The following is a 21380-nucleotide window of genomic DNA, read 5'->3' as shown; positions in this document are numbered from 1 at the left end:
TCGTCTCCTCATACGTCCACCTTCAGGGCGGCGCGGCCCACAGGCGCATCTCGACCGTCGCGATCAGACCGACGCCGTTTTCTCCGGGTTCGAGTCCAACCGTGCCGCCTTGTCGTTGTGCAATCTCCTTCACGATCGGCAAACCGAGACCGGTGCCTTCCGCGTGATTCGAGGCCCGATAGAAGCGCTCGAATACGCGCGCCCTCGCCTGCGCGCCTATACCCGGCCCGTTGTCGACCACACGCACGATCGCGACATCGCCGCCCGCCTGCGTTTCGACGGTGACGCGGCCGCCGCGCTGCGTGTAGCGCAACGCGTTATCCACGAGGTTGGTCACCAGGGCGGCAGTGAGCGCCTCGTCTCCCGCGACGAACAGGCCTGCCTCCAGTTCCGCGCCGAGGTCGATCTCACGCGACTGCGCGAACGAGATCAGTTCTTCCAGCACGCTCGCGATCAGGGCGCTCAGGTCGATCCGTTCGCGCGCGCTGAAGGGTGTCGCGGATTCGGCCTGAGCGAGCAGCAGCAGTTTGTTGGTGAGCGTGGTCAGCTTGCGGCCGCTCTTGTGCATGCCGGACAGCGCTTCGGCCAGCGGCACATCATGGTTTTCGCATTGCCGCGCAAACTGGATCTGCGCGTCGAGCAGCGCGAGCGGCGTGCGCATCTGGTGAGCGGCGTCGGAAATGAATTGCCGCTGGGTCGCCGCCTGTTGTCCCATGCGCGCAATACATTGATTGATCGCCTCGACGATCGGTTTGAGTTCGACATGCAGACGTGCGACGCGAATCGGTTCGAGTTGCGAAGGATTCCTATCCTCAACGTCGTCCTTCACTTTCATCAGCGGACGCAACTCGAATGTCAGTCCGAGATAGACGAACACCATGGCCAGCAGAAGCGTCAGTACTTCGCCGAAGAGTTGCGGGCGCAACAGGCGCCATACCATCGCGTCGCGCGAGCCCTCGGTCTTGGCGACCGCGACGACGACCCGCTCGGTGCGTCCCGAGTCGTAGAGTTGGCGCACGTAGGCCGCGGCACGCACGCTGCGGCCGTCGTCGAGACGCGTGTAATACAGCGTGGGACCTTCGCCGGTGCGCGCGGGCAGCGGCAGTTCGGCACTCCCGGCCAGCAGCCGGTGGCCGCTCGCTTCGACGCGGTAGAACACACTGTCCTGCTCGGGCGATTCGAACAGTTCCAGCGCGGCCGGCGGAATCTGGATCGTCACGTTGCCGTTGTCCCAGTCGATGTCTTCTCCGATGATCCGGATCGACGAGAGCAAGGCGTTGTTCTGCACGAGGTCGGCCGTGGTCTGGGCGTTGCGAAAAGAAATCATGCCCGATACGGAAACGAACGCCGCCAGCGGCAGCAACAGCCACCACAGCAAGCGTCCGCGCAAACTGCCTGAAAACACGATCGTCCACCTTTACTGTCGATGCGCGGCCTCACGGCACGACAGGCTTTTTCTGTCGGGCTTGATCTCGCCGGCTGCGCACGCGCAGATTCTAGAAGCGCGAACCCTTCCGGATGCTTTCGCTCAGGTGTTTCTCGTGCCGACTGCGGGTTTGTCCCGACGCCGCGTTAGAGCAACGGTGGTGACGAAGAAGATGCCGGGGACCGGTCAGCCGCCGCGCGCGGAAACGACACGCTCACGTGTACGCCCTTGCCGCCTTCTCCCGGTTTGAGCACGATCTCGCCATGATGCGCGTCTGCGATCTCGCGCACGATCGCGAGGCCGAGACCCGTGCCTTCGGTGTCCGTGGACACCCGGAAAAACGGCTCGAACACGCGGCCGCGCGATTCGGCGGGAATGCCGGGGCCGTCGTCGAGCACGGACACGGTGACGTTGTCCGCGTCGGCGCGCACGGCAACGGTGACATGTCCCGCGCTGCCGGTATAACGGATCGCGTTTTCGGCCAGGTTGGCAATCAGCGCCTGCAGAAGACCGCGATGGCCGGCCACCGGCGCGGGTCCGTCCAGTTCGGCGCCGAGGTCGATGTCGCGCGCCTGCGCGAGCAAGGCGAGGTCTTCCACTACTTCCATGGCAAGCGGCACCAGGTCGACCGTTTCCACCGCGAGTTGCCGGTTATCCGCGGCCTCGGCCTGCGCGAGCAGAAGCAGCTTGTTGGTCAGCCCGACCATCGAGCGATTGCTGCGGTGCATGGCCGCCAGCGCTTCGTCGAGCGCGGCGGTCAGGCCGTCCTGCTGGCGGGCGAACTGCAGTTGCGTGCCGAGCAAGGTGAGCGGTGTGCGCAGTTGATGCGCGGCGTCGGCGATAAAACGGCGTTGCGCCGCGACCTGCACGCCGAGCCGGGCGATACATTGATTGATCGCCTCGACGATCGGCCGCAACTCGGTATGCAGACGCTCGACCCTGATCGGCTCCAGTTGCATCGGATCGCGGTCCGCCACGTCTTCCTTCACTTTCATCAGCGGCCGCAATTCGAACGTGAGGCCGATGCAGACCAGCGCCACGGCCAGCACGATCATTTCGATCTGCCGCACCAGTTGCGGCTGCCACAGCTGTTGCGCCATCGCGTCGCGCGAGCGGACCGTCTTGCCGACCGTCACGCGTACGCGGCGCGTGGCGCCGTTGTCGTACATGAGACGCACGATACCGGCCGCGCGCACGGGACGCCCCTGAAGCTCCGTATCGTAGTGATCCGAGGTATCAGGCGCCTTGACGGGCCGCGGCGGAAAGTCGGGCGTGCCGGCCAGCAGACGGCCATCGTCGACACTCACGCTATAGAACACCTGATCGCGGTACGGCGAAACGAACACTTCGAGCGCCGCGGGCGGCACGTCGACGCGCAGAAAGCCGTCCACCCATTCGACTTCGCCCGCGATCATGCGCGCCGAGGAAATGAGCTGGTTGTCCTGCACCAGATCGGCCGTGTGGCGCGCGTTATCGTATTCGGACTTGCCGGTCACGAAGACGTATAACGCGAGCGGCACCAGCAGCCACCACAGCAGACGCATGCGCAGACTATTGGTCATCTTCTTTCTTGCGCAGCAGGTAGCCGAGTCCGCGCAGCGTGACGATCGCCGCCGAGCTTCCGTCGAGTTTTTTGCGCAGCCGCGAGACGTAGATTTCCACCGCGTCTTCGCTCGGTTCGTCGGCGAGCGTGAAGATCGCATCGACCAGCGCCGGTTTGGTCACCGTCTTGCCGAGCCTCAGGATCAAGGCTTCGAGCACGGAACGCTCGCGCGGCGTGACGTTCAGCGGTGCGCCCTTCAGCGTGAACTGACGCGTGTCGATGTCGAACGCGAGATCGCCGCACACCACGTCTCCGGATTTCGACGGCGACTGCCGCCGGATCGCCACCTTGATGCGCGCGACCAGCTCGCGCACCTCGAAGGGCTTGACCAGATAGTCGTCCGCGCCGGCACCGAGCAGTTCCACTTTTTCGTCGATCGAACCGCTCGCGGTGAGAATGAGCACGGGCGTGGCGTCCTCGCGCTGACGCATGCGGCGCAATACGTTTTTTCCCGAGAGCTTCGGCAGATTCAGGTCGAGCAGCACGACGTCGTAGTGATTGGTGCGCAGCAGGCGGTCGGCGGCATCGCCGTCCTGCACGATGTCGAGCGAGAACGCTTCCTGCTCCAGCATCTTTGCGAGCCAGTGCGCGAGCGTGGGATTGTCTTCGATCAGCAGCAGCTTCATGGTGGACGCGGCAAAAGTCAGGATGCCGATTGTGCCGTAAAGCAGGCGCTTTGCGCGATGCCTGATCGTTTTGCCGTGCACGTCATGCGGATTCGACGCAAATGGCCTGGCGACGAGCCGCATTGCGTCGCAGGCCTGCTGCAGTGTCTAATTCATGCCGCTCGATTTCGGGTTAACACTCATGTTTTGCCGATGTCCCCGAAAGCAGCCAGAAGGTTTCGGATTTCTATAATCCCCTCACTCATTCAGAAAGAGCCGCGTCTTCGGAGCCAGCGGCGAACAAACCTAAGGAGACTGTCTCATGCGTACCTTGCGCCAGATTGCCGCCATGTCGGGTGTTGCCCTCACGCTTGCTGCCGCGTCGGTTGCCGCTCATGCCGAGAAGCTCACGATCATGGTTGGCGGTGCCACCAAGATCATCTATCTGCCGGCGAAGCTCACCGAACAGCTGGGCTATTTCAAGGACGAAGGCCTCGACGTCGAAATCCTGTCGCAGCCCGCCGGCGTGGATGCGGAAAACGAACTGCTGGCAGGCGCGGTGCAAGGCGTGGTGGGTTTCTACGACCACACCATCGACCTGCAGAGCAAGGGCAAGGAAGTTCAGGCGCTGGTGGTCTTCGGCCAGGTGCCGGGTGAAGTGGAGATGGTCTCCAGCAAAGCGGCCGACAGCTTCAAAAGCATGGCCGACTCCAAGGGTAAAACGCTCGGCGTGACGGGTCTGGGCTCCTCGACCAGCTTTCTCACGCAGTACCTCGCGCAGCGCAGCGGCGTGCCGTCCACGCAATACACGCTGCTGCCGGTCGGCGCAGACAACAGCTTTATCGCTGCCATCAAGCAGGGCCGTATCGACGCCGGCATGACCACCGAGCCCACCGTGTCGCAACTGCTGAAAACCGGCGACGCCAAGGTGTTGGTCGACATGCGCACCCTTGAGGGCACCCGCGCGGCGCTCGGCGGCACCTACCCTGCTTCGAGCTTCTACGTGCAGCGCGCGTGGGCCGAATCGCACAAGGACGACGCCGCGAAACTCTCGCACGCCTTCGCGAAGACGCTCAATTTCATCGCCACGCATAGCGCCGAAGAGATTGCCGCAAAGATGCCGAAAGACTACTACGGCAACAACAAAGACCTCTACGTCGGCGCGCTGAAGGCCTCGCTGCCGATGTTCACCAAGGACGGCAAGATGCCCGCCGACGGCCCGGATACGGTGCTGAAGGTGTTGTCCGCATTCAATCCTTCGGTGAAGGGCAAGCATATCGACCTCGCCAGAACCTACACGAACGACTTCGTGTCGGCGCCGGTCAAGACCGCGGCGAAATAAAGCGCCGATATCACGAGAAACATGACAGAACAGCGAGGCACCAGCCGATGAATCAACCTATGTCACGCGATACGCCCGCCATCGAGATGCGCAACGTGTCGTGCCGTTTCATCTCGCCGGACGGCAAAGCGACGATCGCCTTGCGCGACTTCAGCATGTCGGTGGCGCGCGGCGAGTTCGTCGCGGTGGTCGGCCCGACCGGTTGCGGCAAGTCGACCACGCTCAGCATGATTACGGGCTTGCTGAAGCCGACCACCGGCGAAGTGCGCGTGATGGGCGCGCCGGTGGACGGCATCGACCCGCGCATCGGCTTCGTGTTCCAGGCCGACGCCGTGTTTCCGTGGCGCTCTGTGCTCGATAACGTCGCGGCGGGTCCGCTGTATCGCGGCCGTTCGAAGTCCGCCGCCTACGACGAAGCCAACGAGTGGCTGCGCCGCGTCGGCCTCGACAAGTTCGGCAAGCACTATCCGCATCAGCTTTCGGGCGGCATGAGAAAACGCGTCGCGCTCGCGCAGACGTTCATCAACAAGCCGGAAATCCTCTTGATGGACGAGCCGTTCTCGGCGCTCGACATGCAGACCCGAACGCTGATGCAGGACGAACTGCTGCAGCTCTGGGGCGGTGCGGGTTCGGTGGTGTTCGTCACGCACGACCTGGAAGAAGCGATTGCCCTCGCCGACCGCGTATTCGTGCTCACAGCGCGTCCGGCCACGCTGAAGAAAGTGTACGAAATCGATCTGCCGCGTCCGCGCGTCACGTCGGAAGTGCGTTACGACCCGCGTTTCATCGAAATCTCGCGCGACATCTGGCACGACCTGCGCGAAGAAGTGCAGATCGGCTAATCAAGGAACGGCAAACATGGCTACTACCCCTCAACATCTGATGCCGACGGGCATCGACGCGGCCGCGCTCGCCCAGGTCGAGCGCATCGCGCAAAAACGCATCCGTCAACGTCATGCGCTCGTGATCTCCTTGCGTATTCTCGTGCTGATCGTGGTGCTCGGCGGCTGGGAACTGTCCGCTCGCCTGAAGTGGATCGACCCGTTCTTCTTCTCCATGCCGAGCGCGATTTTCGACCAGATCGTCGACTGGTTCGTGAACGGCACCTCGCAAGGGCCGCTGCTCACGCAGGTATGGGTCACCCTGGAAGAAACCGGCCTGGGCTTCATTATCGGCTCGGTAGCGGGTGTGTTCTGCGGCATCGTGCTGGGCCGCAACAAGCTGCTTTCGGACGTGTTCAGCCTCTACATCAAGATCGCCAATTCCATTCCGCGTGTGGTGCTCGGTTCAGTGTTCGTCATTGCGCTGGGTCTCGGTATGGCCTCGAAAGTGGCGCTCGCCGTGGTGATGGTGTTCTTCGTGGTGTTCGCCAATGCGTTCCAGGGCGTGCGTGAAGCGGACCGCTACATGATCGCCAATGCGCAGATTCTCGGCGCGTCGCGTCGTCAGGTGACCACGTCGGTGGTGATTCCTTCGGCGCTCAGCTGGATTCTCGCCAGCCTGCACGTGAGCTTCGGTTTCGCACTGGTCGGTGCGGTGGTGGGCGAATTCCTCGGCTCCAAGCAAGGTATCGGCTTGCTGATTTCCACTGCACAGGGCGCGTTCAACGCAAGCGGCGTGTTCGCTGCGATGATCGTGCTGGCCGTGGTTGCACTCGCCGCGGATTATCTGTTGACGGCGGTCGAGCAGCGCTTGCTGAAATGGCGGCCGGCGGCGATGTGATGTAGACGCTGGTTACTCGTTCGTTCAGCGACCCTGCTTGCAGGGTCGTTTGCATTTGGGGCCTTAGAAATATCGACGAACGCGGCGATCTGCACGCACACCGCAAGTACTCAAAGCCGGCTTTTACCAAACGACAACAATAGTTCGGCGAGACTGTCCACTGCGTTTTCGGTCACCGCGTTGTAGAGCGAGACTCGCAAGCCGCCGATCGAACGGTGTCCTTCGAGTCCGACCATGCCGTGCTCGCCGGCAAGCGCGACAAATGCCTGATCGAGGCGCGCATCGCCGAAGGTGAACGCAACGTTCATCTGCGAACGCCACGGTCGCGCCGCGTGAATGGCGACGGCATCGCCCATCGAATCGAGCGCGTTGTACAGACGCTGGGCCTTGCGCGCATTGATCGCCTGCATCGCGTCGAGTCCGCCCACGCTGTCGCGCAACCAGCGCGAGACGAGATTCAGCACGTAAATTGCGAACACGGGTGGCGTATTGAAGTTGGAACCGTGCGCGACATGGGTGCGGAAATCGAGAATAGCCGGCAGTCCGTCCGGAATCCGCTCCAGCAGATCGCGACGGATGATCGCGACCGTCACACCCGCGGGCCCCAGGTTCTTCTGTGCGTGCGCATACATCATGGCAAAGCGGTCCGCCTCGATCGGTCCGGAGAGAAAATCCGAGGACATGTCGGCGATAAGCGGCACCGCGGCATCACTTTTCCAGGCCGCAAATTGCAGACCCTCGACCGTTTCGTTCGATACGTAATGCAGATAGGCAGCCGATGGATCGATGTCGAGTTCGTGAAGCTCGGGAAGTTGCCGATAGCCGGTTGCCTTGCCGTCCCACGCAATGGTTCTGGACGTCACTCTGGCGGCTTCGGCGGTTGCCCGTGCGCTCCAGTATCCCGAGGTCACGTACTCGGGCGGGCTGGAATCTTCCGCCGCGAAGTTCATCGGAATCATGGCGAATTGCAGGCTGCTGCCGCCTTGCAGGAACGTCACGGCGTATTCCTGGCCGATGCCGAGCAGCGCGCGCAAGTTGTTTTCGGCTTCCGCCAATACCGCATAAAACCAGTCCGAACGGTGGCTCATGCCGAGTACGGAAATTCCCGTTTCCGGCAAAGCGTCGATCGCGTTGCGGGTTTGTTCGATGACGATCTCCGGCAACGCGCCGGGGCCGCCTGAAAAATTCAGGGCATTGGATTTCATTTCGGATCGACGGTTTTAGATAGGGACGACCGCACGTGATGCGGCCAACGCGACGAGCATCTGATGGAATGCGTCGAACACGCGCCGCATGCGCGCCTGCTTGTACGGGAAGATGACCGGGTCGTCCATGTCGTGCACGACCATGCCAGTAGCGATTTCAAATATGACCAGTTGCCCGTCCGCGCTTTCAGCACAATCGAAGCCGACGTAGTCGAGCCCTGTCAGTTCGACCACGGCTTGCATGGCTTCACGATGGCGGATCGCAAAAGCCGAGTCGAAGCCGCTCATGGCGCGCGCTTCTTCGTCACGACGCTCGGCATGGGCGATCATTTCCTGATACGGGTAATGCACCATCCAGTGCGCCGATATCCCCATGTGACACAGATACGGCGTCTTGCCGATCATGACGATGCGATATTTGCGGAACAGACCGTCGGCGCTGCGGTAATCGATAAAAGGCGCAACGTAAAACTCGGCGCACGTCGAGCGCTCCACGTAAGCGGCCAGTTCCTCGAAGCAGGTCATGCGTTCGAGATCCTGTCCGGCATGCGAACCCACCGGACGGATGATGAGCGGAAAACGCATGCCGGGCGCGGCCTGGCTTGTGTGCTGAGCGGACCCCAGTTCCAGAGCCTGCGCGCGCGACACGCGTACAGTCGGCGCCATGCGAATGCCTCGCACGCCGCCGAGCAGCGCGTAGGCGCCGTCGCGCGTGGTATGCGCAATACCCTGCGGCGCGTTGACGACGCGTTTGCGCGTGGTGTTGAGCAATGCCGCAATGCGGGCGAGTACTTCGTTGTTCGCGTCGTTGGCGCAGGCTGCCACCATCACGACATCATGCTCGGGCAACGCATATTCGCGCGGCAGTTCTGCATCGACGTACAGCACATCGATCTGCAAATCGGCTTTTTCAAGCAGACATTCGAATGGCGTATTGGCCATCAGATCGCCGGGCGACTTCAGCACCAGCAATTTCAGCGGACGTGCATTGCCGGCCGCTTCTTTTATCCGGTAATGGCGACGCATTTTCAAGGCTTGATCCTGAATGGAAAGCGCGGCTTCCTTTTCGTATTTCATTTGCAACAGCAGGGCGAGATCGAGCAGCGCGACGGGATCGTCATGACGTTGTGCGTAATCGAGGATTGTCACGCCGAGTGGCGTCAGATCTTCTCCCGCCGACGCCGCACGCAGCAATACGCTCAGGCCGAGTGGTCGATAGAGTGCGTGGGTCGGTTCAGTCATGATCGGCAGGTGCGTTTTCATTGCGATTCGATAGCGACCGGATTGCCGGCGGCTCTGCGCCGGCATAGCCCACTTCTTCTTCGAACCAGCCGTCGGGAATCGTATTGCCGGATATCGCGTGACGATTGTCGAGCGTTTCTCCGGCGCGCAGGTTATCGACAACCAGAGTCAACTCAGGTTGTTTTCCGCGCTGTGTTGCTGCGCTCATGAGGTTTCCTTCGATGTTTTGGGGAATGCCGTCGCGACGCGAAGTTCCGGCACGCGAGTCGATGCAGAAGTACTGATTCATTCGTTCAGTTAACAAAACGGTAATCTCAAGGTCAGTGCCGTGACAGCCGCAGTGACGAAAATAGGAAACGTGGAGACACGCCACACATTCCTCTCACTGGAGATTCATCATGAAACTGCTTACCGCTTTTGCCGTCACCGTACTGAGCCTTTCGTTCGGCGCCAATGCCTTTGCCCAATCCGTGCCTCACGGTCCGACGCGTGCGGAAGTTCGCGCGCAACTCGTCGAGGCAGAAGCCGATGGCCTCGTTCATACGCCCAAGCACGATTACCCGCCGTCGGCGCAATCCGTTGCACGTACCCGCGAAATCTATGCAGTCCAGCACGGCACCGACAATGCCGGTCTGACGAAGACAGCCGATCAGGCCGACGCCCATTGGGCTGCTGCGTCGAACTGAGTGTGCGGAACCGCACCGGATGCATAGACAAACAGAGGCGCGCGCATCAGGCCTTCACACTGTATGGGCTGACATGTCCTGCTCGAACAGCAATTCAGTATTGCTCATGGGCTGTCGCGCGCCGCCGACGTAACCGTCATTTTTTGCCTTGATTTCCGCGGTGTTTTAACTGCAATGCCCTACTTCACATGACATGAAAAAACACCTCCATTGCATCGGCTTCGCGGCTACGCTCGTGTTGTCCGCACCGGTATTCGCCTCGTCCGCGCAGCAGCCTCTCCGTTTGCTTTCGACCACGCCACTGCCTGCCGTGACAGGTGGCGACTTCGATCACTTCGCAGCCGACTCCGGACGTCATCGTCTCTATGTTTCCGCGGAGAACTTCGGGTCGATCGAGGTATTCGATCTTCCGTCGGGCGGTCATCTGGCAAGCGAGAAAAATGTGGCCGTTCAGCCGCATAAAATCCTGCTGGCTAATGAAGGCAAGATGCTCTATATCGCCGATGCCGGATCGGCCAGTCTGCGGATCGTGGATACCCGAAACTTTCAGGTGAAAAAACCCTCGTCATGAAGGCGCAGCCGGACAGCGGCGTCGAGGACGAGCGGACCCACATTTTTTATCTGGGTAATGGCGGAGTGAAGTCCAACGAAAACCATGCAGAAATCAGTCTGATTTCGACGGTCGACGGAACGCTGCTCGGCAACATCGACGTCCCGGCGGGACAGGTCAAGGCGATGGTCATCGACAAGGCGAAGAACCGCCTTTACGTGAATTTCCGCGACCGGAATGAGATCGGCATTATCGATCTGGGTACGCGCAAACTGATCGCCACGTGGACCGTGCCGGGGCCGAGTCGTAATTCGGCGATGGAGTTCGATCCCGCAACCAACCGGCTCTTTATTGGTTCGCGCAATCCGGGCAAGCTATTCGTGTTCGACACGAATCACGGCACGCTCGTGCAAACGCTGGATATTGTCGAAACCTCGGACGAGATTATTTTCGACGCAAGGCATCGACGCCTGTACGTCGCGGGATCGAACGGACTCGACGTCATCCGTCAGATCGACCGCGACCACTATTCGATCGAACAGCACGTCGATACGTTAGGCGGAAAAACCGCGATCTTCATTCCTTCGCTCGACAGGCTATACGTGGTCCACACGAAGTCGGCGTCGGCGAAAGAGGCTGGATTACAGGTGTTTTCCGTGCAATGACCTCAGGTTTCACTACGACTCGCGGCGCGCTGCGGCAACAGCACGATGCACAGGGCCATGAAGACGAGCAGTATCAGCGAGGCAAACAAACGGCTCACTTCCAGTCCGCCCTGTGCAACGGGTTTGTCCAGGAAGTCGCCCAACGTGGCGCCGAGCGGGCGGGTCAAAATGAAGGCGGCCCAGAAGATTGCGGTGCGCGAAACGTTCGACCAGAAGTACAGTGCGCCGACCACCAGCAGACCTGCGCCGAAAATCAGTGCGCCGTATTCGTAGCCCAATCCGAGACCGCCGCGGTCGGAGCCTGCCACCCAGTCGCCGAGTGCGGTGCCGAGTGTCTGCGAGAACAGAATGGTGCCCCAGTAAAACCACTCGGCTTTCGGCGTGGTCACGCTCGCCACCGCGATGGTTCCCTGTGAACGATACCAGGCGGCAAGGCTCAGAAGCAGCAGCACCAGAATGATCGCGACGCCGCCCGGATAGCCCACGCCGATCGACCGGTCGAAGAAGTCCGCGAGCGTGGTGCCGAGCGTCGTGGTGGCGACGATGGTCGCCCAGTAAAGTGCGGGATGAAAGCGCTCTGCCTTGATTTGCCCCGACACCAGCGCCACGAAAATCAGCGCAAAAATGGCGGAGCCGACCAGATAGCCGAGCTTCAACGACATGGTCACCCAGTCGCCGCCGGTCTCGCCCAACGTAGTCGCGGCAATCTTGATGATCCAGAAGCCCAGGGTGACTGCGGGCACCTTGCTGACGGCATGCGCCGACACGCGCGAGATGACATTTGCCATGTGTAATTCCTTCGATCGCCATGAGGTTCAATCGCGCAAGCATCTCAGATAAGAGATTAAGGCTTGCTTAAGCTGCGATTCGTGGCGTCGAAAAGGGCGGCGTGGCGGCCGCCCGTCACTTACTCACTGGTCGGCGTCGGTGCCAAGGTCTGCGTCTGAGCCCCGCCTTCCCCACGCCGGATCGGCACCAGTCCGACGCGTAAGCCGAACAGTTTGGCAATGCTGTTGAGCGATTCGACGGTCGGATTTCCCGTGCCGCGTTCGATGTCCTGAATCACGCGTCGGCTCACTCCGCGATTCGCGGCGAATTCCGCCTGCGTCAGACCGGTGATTTCGCGCATGGCTTTCATCGCGTCGGGCAGAGTCATGTCGCCGTGACGGATCTGCTCGTAAAACTGACGCCGCATGGCATTCTGCTCGGCGCGGCTGGGTCGGATCAGACGGGGCATGCTGGGTCTCTCATGGCTTGAGCGCTTTGAGCTGACGCACTTGCGTGTCGATGGACTGCGTCAGGAACTCGACGATGTCGTGATCGACGCCCTGCCCGTCCATGAGGTCGGTGAGGGACTCGATCCGGACGGCAAAGCGGCGTAGCCCCGCGGCAATCGTCGCGCGCTCGCCGTCGGGGACGGGCAAGGCCGCGAGCACGTCGGCCCAGTCCGTCAGTTCGACCCGCGTGTCGGGCCGATACCATCGCAGCGCGCGCGGAATCAGGTCGGGGTCCAGATACATCGGCGCGAAGTCGAAAAGCGGCGTGAGTTGAACTTGCCCGCCGATCACCTGCACGGCGGTATTGCGGGCGTGATTGTCGGTGTTGCGCATGGCCAGGTTGAGCACGTCGCGCTTGATGAATTCGAGCGTTTCCGCGGCCGGATTGCTGACGACCTTGCGGATCGCCGTCACGACATCGAAGAGACTCGGGCGCTGATCGAAGCCGGCCAGCCCCATGAGGGACGCCACGCTTTCCTGATGCAGGCGCGTGACCTCGCCGCCTTGCACCGTCCGGTCGAAGCGCGGAATCAGCAGGACGTCGCCGTGCAGACTCGGCGCGTCCGGATGCGTGCGGATATCGAGCGCGGCGGCGACCCGCATATAGGCCGCTTCGTTGCGCAACACCTTCAGATCGGCCTCGCTTCTGCCGCGCGGCAGTTTGGCGATCAGATGACGCGTGGCGTTGGCGTCGGGCAGCACCGCGTCACCGTGCAACAGGCCTTCGCGGTCGCGGGTCAGCAGATATTTCGGCGCCGCGCCCTGCACGCCCGTCGTGCCGGTGCCCAGCATGCCGTGCAGAAACATGCGCTCCGTGAATTCCACGCTGCGATCGACCAGATCGGCGATCGTCATGCCCGGAAGGCCCCGGGAGTCCGGGTGCCGCGCGACGTGCGCCTCGAAGTAGCCGACCGCCTCGGCGACGCGGATCCGCCCGATCGGATCGAATGCGCCCGCGCAGATGAGCGGAAAGTCCGCGTCGGGGCCATCGGCCACCTTCAGTTCGCCGAGCAGGAAATGCCGCCCGGCGCCTTGCGGAACGAGGTCGTAGAGGAACGCCGGCATGGAGGCGTTCGTGTGGATGTCCATGTCCACGGGTTCGGCCAGAGACACCGGCTCGTCCGGGTGATCGAGCGCGTACTCCACGAGGTGATTCCAGTGGCACAGGCCGCCGTCGAATTCGACCTGGGCGCAGTCGATCCAGCGGCCGTCGAGAAATATCTGCAGGGTGCAATCCATGAGGCAAGCTCCTTATGCCTCATAAATGTAGCATATTAAGCCGTGTCGCGCTTTATAGGCTTCATAAAAGATGCTTTTTGTCGATATTGAAGATGTCGGGATGAAGGCGCCATACGCGGTCATGCCGGTTCCGCGTCGCTCTCCTGCTTCGCAAACCGGCCGGGCGGCATACCGACATGCCGCGTGAACGCCACACCGAACGCACTGACCGAACCGTAGCCGACACGCTCGGCGATCTCGGGCATGGCCAGGTCCCGCTGCCGCAACAGCTGTCTTGCGACGGCCATCCGCCAGGCGAGCAGATATTCCATCGGCGCCAACCCGACGGCGCGGCTAAAGCGCTCGAAGAAAGCCGAGCGCGACATGGCGGCGTCGCGCGCCAACTGGGCCACGTTCCAGCTCGCGGCCGGATCTTCATGCATGCGCCGTAGCGCCGAAGCCAGTTTGGGATCGGCGAGACCGCGCACCAGACCCGGCGCTTGCGCGGAACTGGCGGTGGAGCGCAGCGCTTCGATCAGCAACACCTCCAGCAGTCGCGCCATGACGATTTCGCGCGCCGGACGATCCGCGCGCGATTCGTCGCCGATCAGTTGAACCAGCGTCGACAGACGGCGCTCGCCACGCGCATGCACCCATTGCGGCAACAGGGACACCAGCAGCGCGGAGTCCGACGACTGAAACACGCAATGGCCCACCAGCATGCGCGCGTCGATCGCGCCGTCGGGGTCGCCCACACGCGCGCCACCGGGCATCGGCACGATCGGCGTGGTGACGGCTTCGTCCTCGCGCGGCGGTTGACGGTCGAGGCTCGAAGTTGCGAAGCTGCGCGCCGCCGGAATGAGGACGAAGTCGCCTTCCTCGAGTTCGAGCGTTTCACTGTTACCCGCACTGTCGATCGTGAGACGGCAACGTCCTTCCAGCAGCACGAAATAGAACGGCCGGCCCGTCTCCGTGCGCCGCACGGCCCAGGGCGCCGAGGCGACGACGAGCTTGGAGAACGGCGCACCGGGCTGCAACAGCGAGACGACTTCCGCTAACGGGTCAACCATCCTGGACGATCTCAACAAGGAAATGGACTTTAGAGTATAGCGGGTCCAGACGCGGCGCTCTATCGTAGAGCCACGTTCAAACCGATGGAGTTGTCGATGTCCTCTACCCCTACCGTACTCATTACGGGCTGCTCGTCCGGCTTCGGTCTCGAAACCGCGCGGCTTTTTCTCGAACGCGGCTGGCGTGTGATCGCGACCATGCGTACGCCGGACGAAACCCTGCTGCCGGCGTCGGATCGTCTGCGCGTGTTGCCGCTCGACGTCACCCGCGCGACGAGCATTCGCCAGTGCATCGAGGCCGCCGGACCGATCGACGCGCTGGTCAACAACGCGGGTGTCGGCCTGCTTGCGCCGCTCGAAGGCGTCGACCTCGACAATGCGCGTGAAGTGTTCGAGACCAACACGCTCGGCACGATTGCGATGACCCAGGCCGTCTTGCCGCAGTTCCGGCAGCGCAGAGCGGGTGTGGTGGTCAACGTCACATCGAGCGTGACAGTCAAATCGCTGCCGTTGCTGTCGGTGTACACGGGCAGCAAAGCCGCGGTCAATGCCTTCACGGAATCGCTGGCCCTCGAACTGGCACCGTTCGACGTGCGCGTGCGGCTGGTGTTGCCGGGGCGCGCGCCCGGCACGAGCTTCGGCGCAAACGCGCGCCGTCTGATGGAAAACAGCGTGCCCGAGGCGTACGCCGCATTCACGCAACAGGTCTATGCGGCGGTGGGCGATCTCGAATCACCGGTCACCCACGCGCAGGACGTGGCCGCCGCCGTATGGACCGCTGTGACCGACGCGGCCGCGCCGATGCGCATTCCGGCCGGCGCCGATGCGGTGGCCCTGTCCGCTGGCTGAGACAGGCGCGCCGGCCGCGTCCGCACGACGTGGCCGGCTCACACCGTGCGCAGCATTCCGCCATCGACGAAGTACGTCGAGCCCACGCTATAACTCGCCCGCTCCGAGCAGAGAAACACGATGAAATCGGCGAGTTCCGCCGGCGTTGCGAAACGCCGGATCGGCGCGAACTCGTCCGCGACCTGTTGCAGATGGCCTTCCCAATCGCCGCCGCTGTCCTGCGTGAGCGCCTTCGCGGTCTTGATCCAGTCCGGCGTCAGCACGAGGCCGGGATTGATCGTGTTCACGCGGATGTTGTCCTTGACCACCTCGTTGGCGAGATTCTTCGAAAACATCATCAGCGCGGCCTTGGTGACGTTGTAGATCGGCTCGTAACCCAGCGGCTGGGTCGCGCAGATCGACGCGTTGTGCAGGATCGCGCCACCGCCGCGCTGCTTCATGAACGGCACGAGGCCGCGCGCGAGTCGCACCGCGGCCATCACGTGCAACTCCCAGTAGGCCTGCCACTTTTCGTCGGGCGCGTCCATGATGGTTTCGTTGCTGCCGGTGCCCGCGTTGTTGAACAGGATGTCGGCGCCGTTGAACTGCTGCCCGACCGCCGCGACCAGCGCATCGACACCCGCCACTGTGGCCACGTCGCACGCCACCGGCACGACGCGTACGCCGTGTCGCGCGGCCAGATCGGCGGCGACCTGTTCGAGCCGTTCGCGTTGCCGGGCCGCCAGCACGAGATGCACGCCTTCGGCCGCGAAGCCTTCCGCGACCGCCAGTCCGATGCCGACGCTCGCGCCCGTCACCACCGCAGCCTTGCCGCGCAATTTCAGATCCATGGTGCGTCTCCGTTGTGTCTGATGCGTTGATGTGTCCCGTGCTTCGGCGTCAGTTCGTTTCGCCGAAGCTTTGACGCCACTGCGCCGGTCCGACCGCGAACTGCCTGACGAAGGCGTTTCGCAAACGTTCCTCGCGACCGAAGCCCGCTCGTCGCGCGACTTCCGACAGCGACATGCTGGTGCCGCTCAACAGCGATTGCGCGCGCTCCAGCCGTAATCCTTCGAGCGCCTTGCCCGGCGTCATGCCGATCCTGTCGGTGAAATGACGGATGAAAGTGCGCGGTGACATGCCGGCTTCGTCCGCGAGATCGGTGACTTTCAGCGACCGATGCAGATTCCTGTCGAGCCAGTCGAACAGAGGCCCGAAACTGTCGGCGCTTTGCAGCGCGAGTGGCGTGCTGAATTGCGCCTGCCCGCCGGCGCGCCGCATATACACCACCAGCCTGCGCGCGATTTGCGCCGCCACGGCGCTGCCGAGATCGGCCTCGACCATGGCGAGCGCGAGATCGATGCCGGCCGTCACGCCGGCCGAGGTCCAGACGCGGCCATCCTGCACCCAGATCGGGTCGGGCTGCACGTGCACCTCGGGAAACTCGCGGGATAGCGCCGCGCAGGCGCGCCAGTGCGTCGCGGCTTTACGCCCGTTCAGCAGGCCGGTCTGCGCCAGCAGGAACGCGCCCGTGCATACCGAACAGACCCGCTCCGCGCGTCGGGCCAGATCAGCGACCTGGCGCACGATGTCAGGCGAGCGGCGCGCCGCATGCACGCCGGGTCCACCGGGAATGACGAGCGTGTCGAAACGCGCACGCGCCGGCGGCGATTGCGTGAGCACGGTGAGGCCGCTCTGCAGACGCACGGCGCCGCCTTCGCTGGACACGACGCGGCATTCGTAGCGTTCACCGATGGCGAGTTCGCCGGCGGTGTCGAACGTCTGGAGCGGACCCGACACGTCGATCGGCTGCGCACCTTCGTACACGAAGATCAGCACACGACGCGTGACGGGTCTGGATTGAGGAAGTTGGGTCATTGGCAAAAAATACGTCAATTCTGTCTTTTTTGCCAGACGGCGCGGTGCTTTAATAACGGCACTACCTGGAGGAATCCGACTCATGACGCAACCGTCCGATACGAAAATCGCTGGCCTGCTGCTGTTTCCGAACATGACGCAACTCGATCTCACCGGTCCGCTGGAAGTGCTCGCCCGGCTGCCCGGATGGCGCGTGGAAATCGTCTCGCCCACGCTCGCGCCGGTGCGCACGGATAAAGGTCTCGTGATTCAGCCCGATCACGATTTCAACACTGCTTCGCCCTACGAACTATTCGTCGTGCCCGGCGGACCCGGCACGGACGACGCGATTCTCGACGCGCAGATCGTCGACTTCGTGCGCGAACGCTCGGACGCCGCGCGCTACATGTTCGGTATCTGCACGGGCTCGCTGCTGCTCGGCGCGGCCGGTCTGCTGCGCGGTCGCCGCGCGGGTGGACACTGGCAGGCGCGCGCCCTGCTGAGCCAATTCGGTGCGATCCCAAGCGACGATCGCATGACGATCGACGGCAAGTTCTACACCTCGGGCGGCGTCACGGCGGGTATCGACATGGCACTGCGCGTGGCCGCCGAAATCGCGGGCGACGAAACCGCGCAACTGATCCAGTTGCAGATCGAATACGACCCGGCGCCGCCGTTCAATGCCGGCACACCGTTCGTGGCGCCGTCCGCCATCGTCGAGCGGGCGTTGGCCGCCTCCGCTGCGTTCCGTGAAAAACGTGCTGCCGCCGTCGAGCAGGCATCGGCACTGCTGGCGCGACGGGCCGTTTAAAGAAACTCTGCCTCACACGCGCAGCCACGCCAGATCGTGCTCCTGCTCGATATTCTGCAAACGGTCGAATAGCGCGCTCATCGCGGCTTCCGGATGATCGCGCGTGAGCAGCATGAATTTTTCACGCAAACCCGCGCGATCGAGCGGACGTTCCGGCGTGCCGGTAAATGCGGTGACCCGTTCGCTGAACACGCGGCCGTCGTTCAGCGTGACGGTCACGGTCGACGCGAGATCGTCGTTGCGCTGGCCGGGTGCCGCCGTCATCCGGACGCGTTGTGTCATCGCCATAATGGCGTTGTCGTGAATCACGTTTGCGTCGAACGAACGCGGGTCCACCGGATTGCGATACAGCGAAAGCGCCACGCAGAACGGGATGCTGAATTGCGCCAGCAAGGCATCGGCGGGATGCGCGATATTGTTGACGGTTGCCATGCGCGGACTGCCGGCCACTTCGATCGACGCCACGTCGCTCGCCGCAAAACCGTGCGCGCGGCGCAAGTCGAGCATCGCCTCGACCGGTGTGTGAGCCGTGATATGACACGCGTAGCGCTTGATCATGATGTTCATGGTCTCGTAGGTCTGGCCGAGTCCAAGCGTGAGCTGACTCAGGTCGTACTGCGGGCAGAATGCGCGCAGAAAACCGCCCTCGCCTTCGAGCACCGTGCTCGGTCCGGTGAAGCCTTCCGCCGCGAGACTCGCCGCCAGCACGCCGCCTTCCGCGCCGCGCCCCACGTTCAGACGCTTGACCATCGCGCCATTGCCGGCATGCGCGAACGCCAGCAGACCGCCCGCGCACGACCCCGCCACGCCGAGCGCATTGGTCATCTTGCCGGCGTCGAGACCCAGCAGATGACCGACCGTGATCGCCGATCCGAACGGGCCCGTCGTGCCGGGTGCGTGAAAGCCGCGCTCCTCGTTGGTGTGTTCGGTCGCGTAGCCGATGCGGATCATCGTCTCCGCGCCGGCCACGAAGGCGGTCAACAACGCGCGCCCGCCGAGTCCGCGATCTTGCGCAACCGCCAACCCCGAAGAAAATAGCGCGGCACCGGGATGCGCGCCGCTGTCGGGTTTCGTGAGGTTGTCGAGTTCGAAGGCGTGCGCCATCGCCGCTTGCGCGAGTGCCGCGCCCGGCGGATGAACCGGCTGCGTGCCCGCGCCGAGAATCTGGCTGCGTCCGCCCGAACCGTTCTGGCGGACGTACGCAATGATCATCTTGCTCCACGGCAAATCCGCGCCGTAGATGATGGTTGCGACGGCATCCGTCATGCAATCCTTGGCCCGCTGCAGGACCGGCGCGGGAATGACTTCGTAGCGTAACCCCGCGCCGTATTGCGCGAGCACGACAGTCGGAGAAGGACTGGCGGGTTCGGTGCCGCTCGATGCGGCGCTTGCAGCCGCCGGTGCGGTTTCAGCAGCCTGAGCCGCGACGCCGGGTAACAGACAGGAGCCTGCCGCCGCCAGCAGGCTGCGCTGGATGAACAGACGTCTTCCCGCTTGCGGATCGTTCGATTCGCTCACACAGGTCTCCTCGCAGCTTTTGCTGCGCTAATGATGGGCTGATGGGTAACCGAGTCGCGACTCAGTCGCCGCTCAGCGCCACGCGCAATGCTTCCAGGAAGCGCAAATAGGCCGTTGCGCCGGGGTCGGGATGACCGATGCTGCGCTCCTGCACCCACGCCGCGCGACCCTTCTGCGATTGCAATCCCGAGGTCGCCTCGATCCGCTCGCGCGCGGTGTCGATCATTTTTGCCAGCAGTGCCTGTGCATCGCCTTGCGAAGCGTCGAGCACGTCGAGACTCGGCACGAGCGCGTCGAGCACGGTCTTGTCGCCCACCTGGCTCTTGCCGCGCTCGACGATGCGCGCCGCTACTGCGCGTCCGATCGCGAGCGCCTCGTCCTTGCCGACTTCGGTCTTGCCCACCATCGTTTTGGCGGCCGCCAGCAGGCCGCCGCCGATCAGCGCTGCAAACGTGGACGGATTCGCCGTCGAAAAAGCCTTGCCGGCCGCGAGCAGCATCTCGTTGACGGCGGCCGTTTCCGGCAAGGCTGCCAGCGCGGCCACCACCGCCTTCGAACCGGCCTGTACCGTGATGCCCAGATCGCCGTCGCCCAGCGCCGCGTCGAGTTCGCGCAACTCCTCGGCGTGCGTGGGCAATGTGGATAGCGCGCGGGTCAGCACGGCGCGCAATTCGCCGCAGGAAATACTCATGCAGTTCTCCTCCCGGATAGATTGCCGGCCGCGCTCATGCCGGCGACCAGTCGTGAAAGAGCGGCGAACGCGCGGGCGCGGCCAGCAGCGCTTCGAGTTCGTCGTCCAGCAGCATCACCGTGATCGACGCCCCGGCCATTTCCAGACTCGTCACGTATTCGCCCACGTAAGAGCGCGCGATCGTCAGGCCCTGGTCCGCGATTGCCGCAGCGGTGCGCCGGTAGAGCAGATACAACTCTTCGAGCGGCGTCGCGCCCAGTCCGTTGACCAGCACCGCGACGCGCGAGCCTTTCGGCGCGGCAAGATCGCGCAGGATTTCGCCGGACAGACGGTCGGCGATCGCGTCGGCCGTTTCGAGTTTGCCGCGATGTGTGCCGGGCTCGCCGTGAATGCCAATGCCGATTTCCATTTCGCCGTCGGGCAAGGTGAAAGTCGGCTTGCCGGCCGCGGGCAGGATGGTCGGCGAAAGACCCACGCCCATCGTGCGGCATTGCGCGTTGGCTTTCGCGGTGATGCGCGCGACGTCCTCCAGCGAATCGCCGCGTTCGGCCGCCGCGCCCGCGCACTTGAACGCGAACACCATGCCCGCGACGCCGCGCCGCTCGCTCGCGCGTTCCGGCGGCGCCGACGCGACATCGTCGGTGAGCAACACGGTTTTGATCTCGATGCCTTCCGGTTCCGCGAGGTCGGCGGCGAGATCGAAGTTGAACACGTCGCCGCCATAATTGCCGTACACGTAGAGCACGCCGGCGCCGCCGTCCACGGCCCGGGTCGCTTCGAAAATCTGTTCCGACGAAGGCGACGAAAACACGTTGCCCACCGCCACGCCGCTGCACAGACCTTCGCCGACGTAGCCGAGAAAGCCCGGCATGTGCCCCGATCCGCCGCCCGTCACGATGCCCACGCGGCCCTTCTTCGGCGCATCGGCCCGCACCAGCGCGCGGCGGTCGGCGGTGGCGGCCTTGATCCAGCCCGGATGCGCGATCAACAGCGAATCGATCACTTCGTCGACGAACTGGTCCGGCTGATTGATGATCTTTTTCACACGACTCTCCTGGGTGATC

At 63.3% G+C, this 21380-nt stretch carries 23 protein-coding genes; 8 read left to right on the top strand and 15 right to left on the bottom strand.

Features of this window, described 5'->3' with window-relative positions:
* Positions 1 to 22: 22 nt before the first annotated feature.
* The 3 genes from P3T18_RS32595 to P3T18_RS32585 all read right to left on the bottom strand — a co-directional run bounded on the left by P3T18_RS32595 (position 23) and on the right by P3T18_RS32585 (position 3655).
* Positions 23 to 1405 (bottom strand): sensor histidine kinase, encoded by a 1383-nt coding sequence (locus tag P3T18_RS32595; RefSeq protein WP_429304091.1) that lies wholly within the window; start codon positions 1403 to 1405, stop codon positions 23 to 25.
* Positions 1406 to 1572: 167 nt separating this feature from the next.
* Positions 1573 to 2988, bottom strand: a complete 1416-nt coding sequence (locus P3T18_RS32590; RefSeq protein WP_429304090.1) for a sensor histidine kinase — start codon at positions 2986 to 2988, stop codon at positions 1573 to 1575.
* On the bottom strand, positions 2978 to 3655 hold the full coding sequence (locus tag P3T18_RS32585; RefSeq protein ID WP_429304250.1) for a response regulator: 678 nt from the start codon (positions 3653 to 3655) through the stop codon (positions 2978 to 2980). The genes P3T18_RS32590 and P3T18_RS32585 overlap by 11 nt, the downstream gene beginning before the upstream one ends.
* A 301-nt stretch (positions 3656 to 3956) precedes the next feature.
* Here P3T18_RS32585 and P3T18_RS32580 point away from each other — a divergent pair, with 301 nt between their 5' ends.
* The 3 genes from P3T18_RS32580 to P3T18_RS32570 are packed head-to-tail and all read left to right on the top strand — an operon-like array spanning position 3957 to position 6698.
* On the top strand, positions 3957 to 4976 hold the full coding sequence (locus tag P3T18_RS32580) for an ABC transporter substrate-binding protein (RefSeq protein WP_429304089.1): 1020 nt from the start codon (positions 3957 to 3959) through the stop codon (positions 4974 to 4976).
* Positions 4977 to 5023: 47 nt separating this feature from the next.
* Entirely contained in the window at positions 5024 to 5818 is a 795-nt protein-coding gene (locus tag P3T18_RS32575) for an ABC transporter ATP-binding protein (RefSeq protein ID WP_007178237.1), read from the top strand.
* Between the two features lie 16 nt (positions 5819 to 5834).
* Complete coding sequence (locus P3T18_RS32570; protein ID WP_429304088.1) at positions 5835 to 6698, top strand: ABC transporter permease; 864 nt, start codon at positions 5835 to 5837, stop codon at positions 6696 to 6698.
* A 110-nt stretch (positions 6699 to 6808) separates the two neighbouring features.
* Here P3T18_RS32570 and serC read toward each other — a convergent pair whose 3' ends face one another.
* From serC to P3T18_RS32555, 3 genes are read right to left on the bottom strand one after another with little or no spacing between them, the layout of a single operon-like run.
* Positions 6809 to 7903 (bottom strand): 3-phosphoserine/phosphohydroxythreonine transaminase, encoded by a 1095-nt coding sequence (gene serC / locus P3T18_RS32565; RefSeq protein WP_429304087.1) that lies wholly within the window; start codon positions 7901 to 7903, stop codon positions 6809 to 6811.
* Positions 7904 to 7918: 15 nt separating this feature from the next.
* Positions 7919 to 9166 (bottom strand): ATP-grasp domain-containing protein, encoded by a 1248-nt coding sequence (locus P3T18_RS32560; RefSeq protein ID WP_429304086.1) that lies wholly within the window; start codon positions 9164 to 9166, stop codon positions 7919 to 7921.
* The gene (locus P3T18_RS32555; RefSeq protein ID WP_429304085.1) at positions 9138 to 9353 is read right to left on the bottom strand and encodes a hypothetical protein; all 216 of its coding nucleotides are present in this window, start codon (positions 9351 to 9353) and stop codon (positions 9138 to 9140) included. The genes P3T18_RS32560 and P3T18_RS32555 overlap by 29 nt, the downstream gene beginning before the upstream one ends.
* A gap of 190 nt (positions 9354 to 9543) precedes the next feature.
* Between P3T18_RS32555 and P3T18_RS32550 the strand changes: the two genes are divergently transcribed.
* The 3 genes from P3T18_RS32550 (at position 9544) to P3T18_RS32540 (ending at position 11046) form a co-directional block, all read left to right on the top strand.
* Positions 9544 to 9831 carry a DUF4148 domain-containing protein gene (locus tag P3T18_RS32550; RefSeq protein WP_429304084.1) on the top strand — a complete coding sequence of 96 codons (288 nt, stop codon included), beginning with the start codon at positions 9544 to 9546 and terminating at the stop codon, positions 9829 to 9831.
* A gap of 283 nt (positions 9832 to 10114) precedes the next feature.
* Positions 10115 to 10402, top strand: a complete 288-nt coding sequence (locus P3T18_RS32545; protein ID WP_429304083.1) for a YncE family protein — start codon at positions 10115 to 10117, stop codon at positions 10400 to 10402.
* Positions 10399 to 11046: a YncE family protein gene (locus P3T18_RS32540; RefSeq protein ID WP_429304082.1), complete on the top strand. Its 648-nt coding sequence runs from the start codon at positions 10399 to 10401 to the stop codon at positions 11044 to 11046. The genes P3T18_RS32545 and P3T18_RS32540 overlap by 4 nt, the downstream gene beginning before the upstream one ends.
* 2 nt (positions 11047 to 11048) lie before the next feature.
* Here the strand turns inward: P3T18_RS32540 and P3T18_RS32535 are convergent, their stop codons facing one another.
* From P3T18_RS32535 to P3T18_RS32520, 4 genes are all read right to left on the bottom strand, one after another.
* Positions 11049 to 11834, bottom strand: a complete 786-nt coding sequence (locus tag P3T18_RS32535) for a COG4705 family protein (protein ID WP_429304081.1) — start codon at positions 11832 to 11834, stop codon at positions 11049 to 11051.
* 119 nt (positions 11835 to 11953) lie between these two features.
* The gene (locus tag P3T18_RS32530) at positions 11954 to 12283 is read right to left on the bottom strand and encodes a helix-turn-helix domain-containing protein (RefSeq protein ID WP_429304080.1); all 330 of its coding nucleotides are present in this window, start codon (positions 12281 to 12283) and stop codon (positions 11954 to 11956) included.
* A 10-nt stretch (positions 12284 to 12293) separates the two neighbouring features.
* Positions 12294 to 13562: a type II toxin-antitoxin system HipA family toxin gene (locus tag P3T18_RS32525; protein ID WP_429304079.1), complete on the bottom strand. Its 1269-nt coding sequence runs from the start codon at positions 13560 to 13562 to the stop codon at positions 12294 to 12296.
* A gap of 119 nt (positions 13563 to 13681) precedes the next feature.
* Positions 13682 to 14611: a cupin domain-containing protein gene (locus tag P3T18_RS32520; RefSeq protein WP_429304078.1), complete on the bottom strand. Its 930-nt coding sequence runs from the start codon at positions 14609 to 14611 to the stop codon at positions 13682 to 13684.
* Positions 14612 to 14707: 96 nt separating this feature from the next.
* On the opposite strand from P3T18_RS32520, the gene P3T18_RS32515 reads away from it, so the two are divergent.
* A complete protein-coding gene (locus P3T18_RS32515) occupies positions 14708 to 15460 on the top strand; it encodes an SDR family oxidoreductase (protein ID WP_429304077.1) in 753 nt (250 codons plus the stop codon).
* Positions 15461 to 15498: 38 nt separating this feature from the next.
* On the opposite strand, the gene P3T18_RS32510 is transcribed toward P3T18_RS32515, so the two are convergent.
* Positions 15499 to 16290 carry an SDR family NAD(P)-dependent oxidoreductase gene (locus P3T18_RS32510; RefSeq protein ID WP_429304076.1) on the bottom strand — a complete coding sequence of 264 codons (792 nt, stop codon included), beginning with the start codon at positions 16288 to 16290 and terminating at the stop codon, positions 15499 to 15501.
* A 49-nt stretch (positions 16291 to 16339) separates the two neighbouring features.
* Entirely contained in the window at positions 16340 to 17317 is a 978-nt protein-coding gene (locus P3T18_RS32505; RefSeq protein WP_429304075.1) for a GlxA family transcriptional regulator, read from the bottom strand.
* Positions 17318 to 17399: 82 nt separating this feature from the next.
* On the opposite strand from P3T18_RS32505, the gene P3T18_RS32500 reads away from it, so the two are divergent.
* Positions 17400 to 18107 (top strand): DJ-1/PfpI family protein, encoded by a 708-nt coding sequence (locus tag P3T18_RS32500; RefSeq protein WP_429304074.1) that lies wholly within the window; start codon positions 17400 to 17402, stop codon positions 18105 to 18107.
* A gap of 12 nt (positions 18108 to 18119) precedes the next feature.
* On the opposite strand, the gene P3T18_RS32495 is transcribed toward P3T18_RS32500, so the two are convergent.
* From P3T18_RS32495 to P3T18_RS32485, 3 genes are all read right to left on the bottom strand, one after another.
* Positions 18120 to 19625, bottom strand: coding sequence for an MmgE/PrpD family protein (locus tag P3T18_RS32495; RefSeq protein ID WP_429304073.1), 1506 nt, complete (start codon positions 19623 to 19625; stop codon positions 18120 to 18122).
* Positions 19626 to 19686: 61 nt separating this feature from the next.
* Entirely contained in the window at positions 19687 to 20316 is a 630-nt protein-coding gene (locus P3T18_RS32490; RefSeq protein ID WP_429304072.1) for a DAK2 domain-containing protein, read from the bottom strand.
* 34 nt (positions 20317 to 20350) lie between these two features.
* Positions 20351 to 21361: a dihydroxyacetone kinase subunit DhaK gene (locus P3T18_RS32485; RefSeq protein ID WP_429304071.1), complete on the bottom strand. Its 1011-nt coding sequence runs from the start codon at positions 21359 to 21361 to the stop codon at positions 20351 to 20353.
* Positions 21362 to 21380 lie beyond the last annotated feature (19 nt).

It is taken from the genome of Paraburkholderia sp. GAS199 (genome assembly GCF_050436585.1).
Taxonomy (GTDB): Bacteria; Pseudomonadota; Gammaproteobacteria; order Burkholderiales; family Burkholderiaceae; genus Paraburkholderia.
Note: the sequence above shows the minus strand (reverse complement) of the source record. Positions and strands in the feature narration are given on the sequence as shown.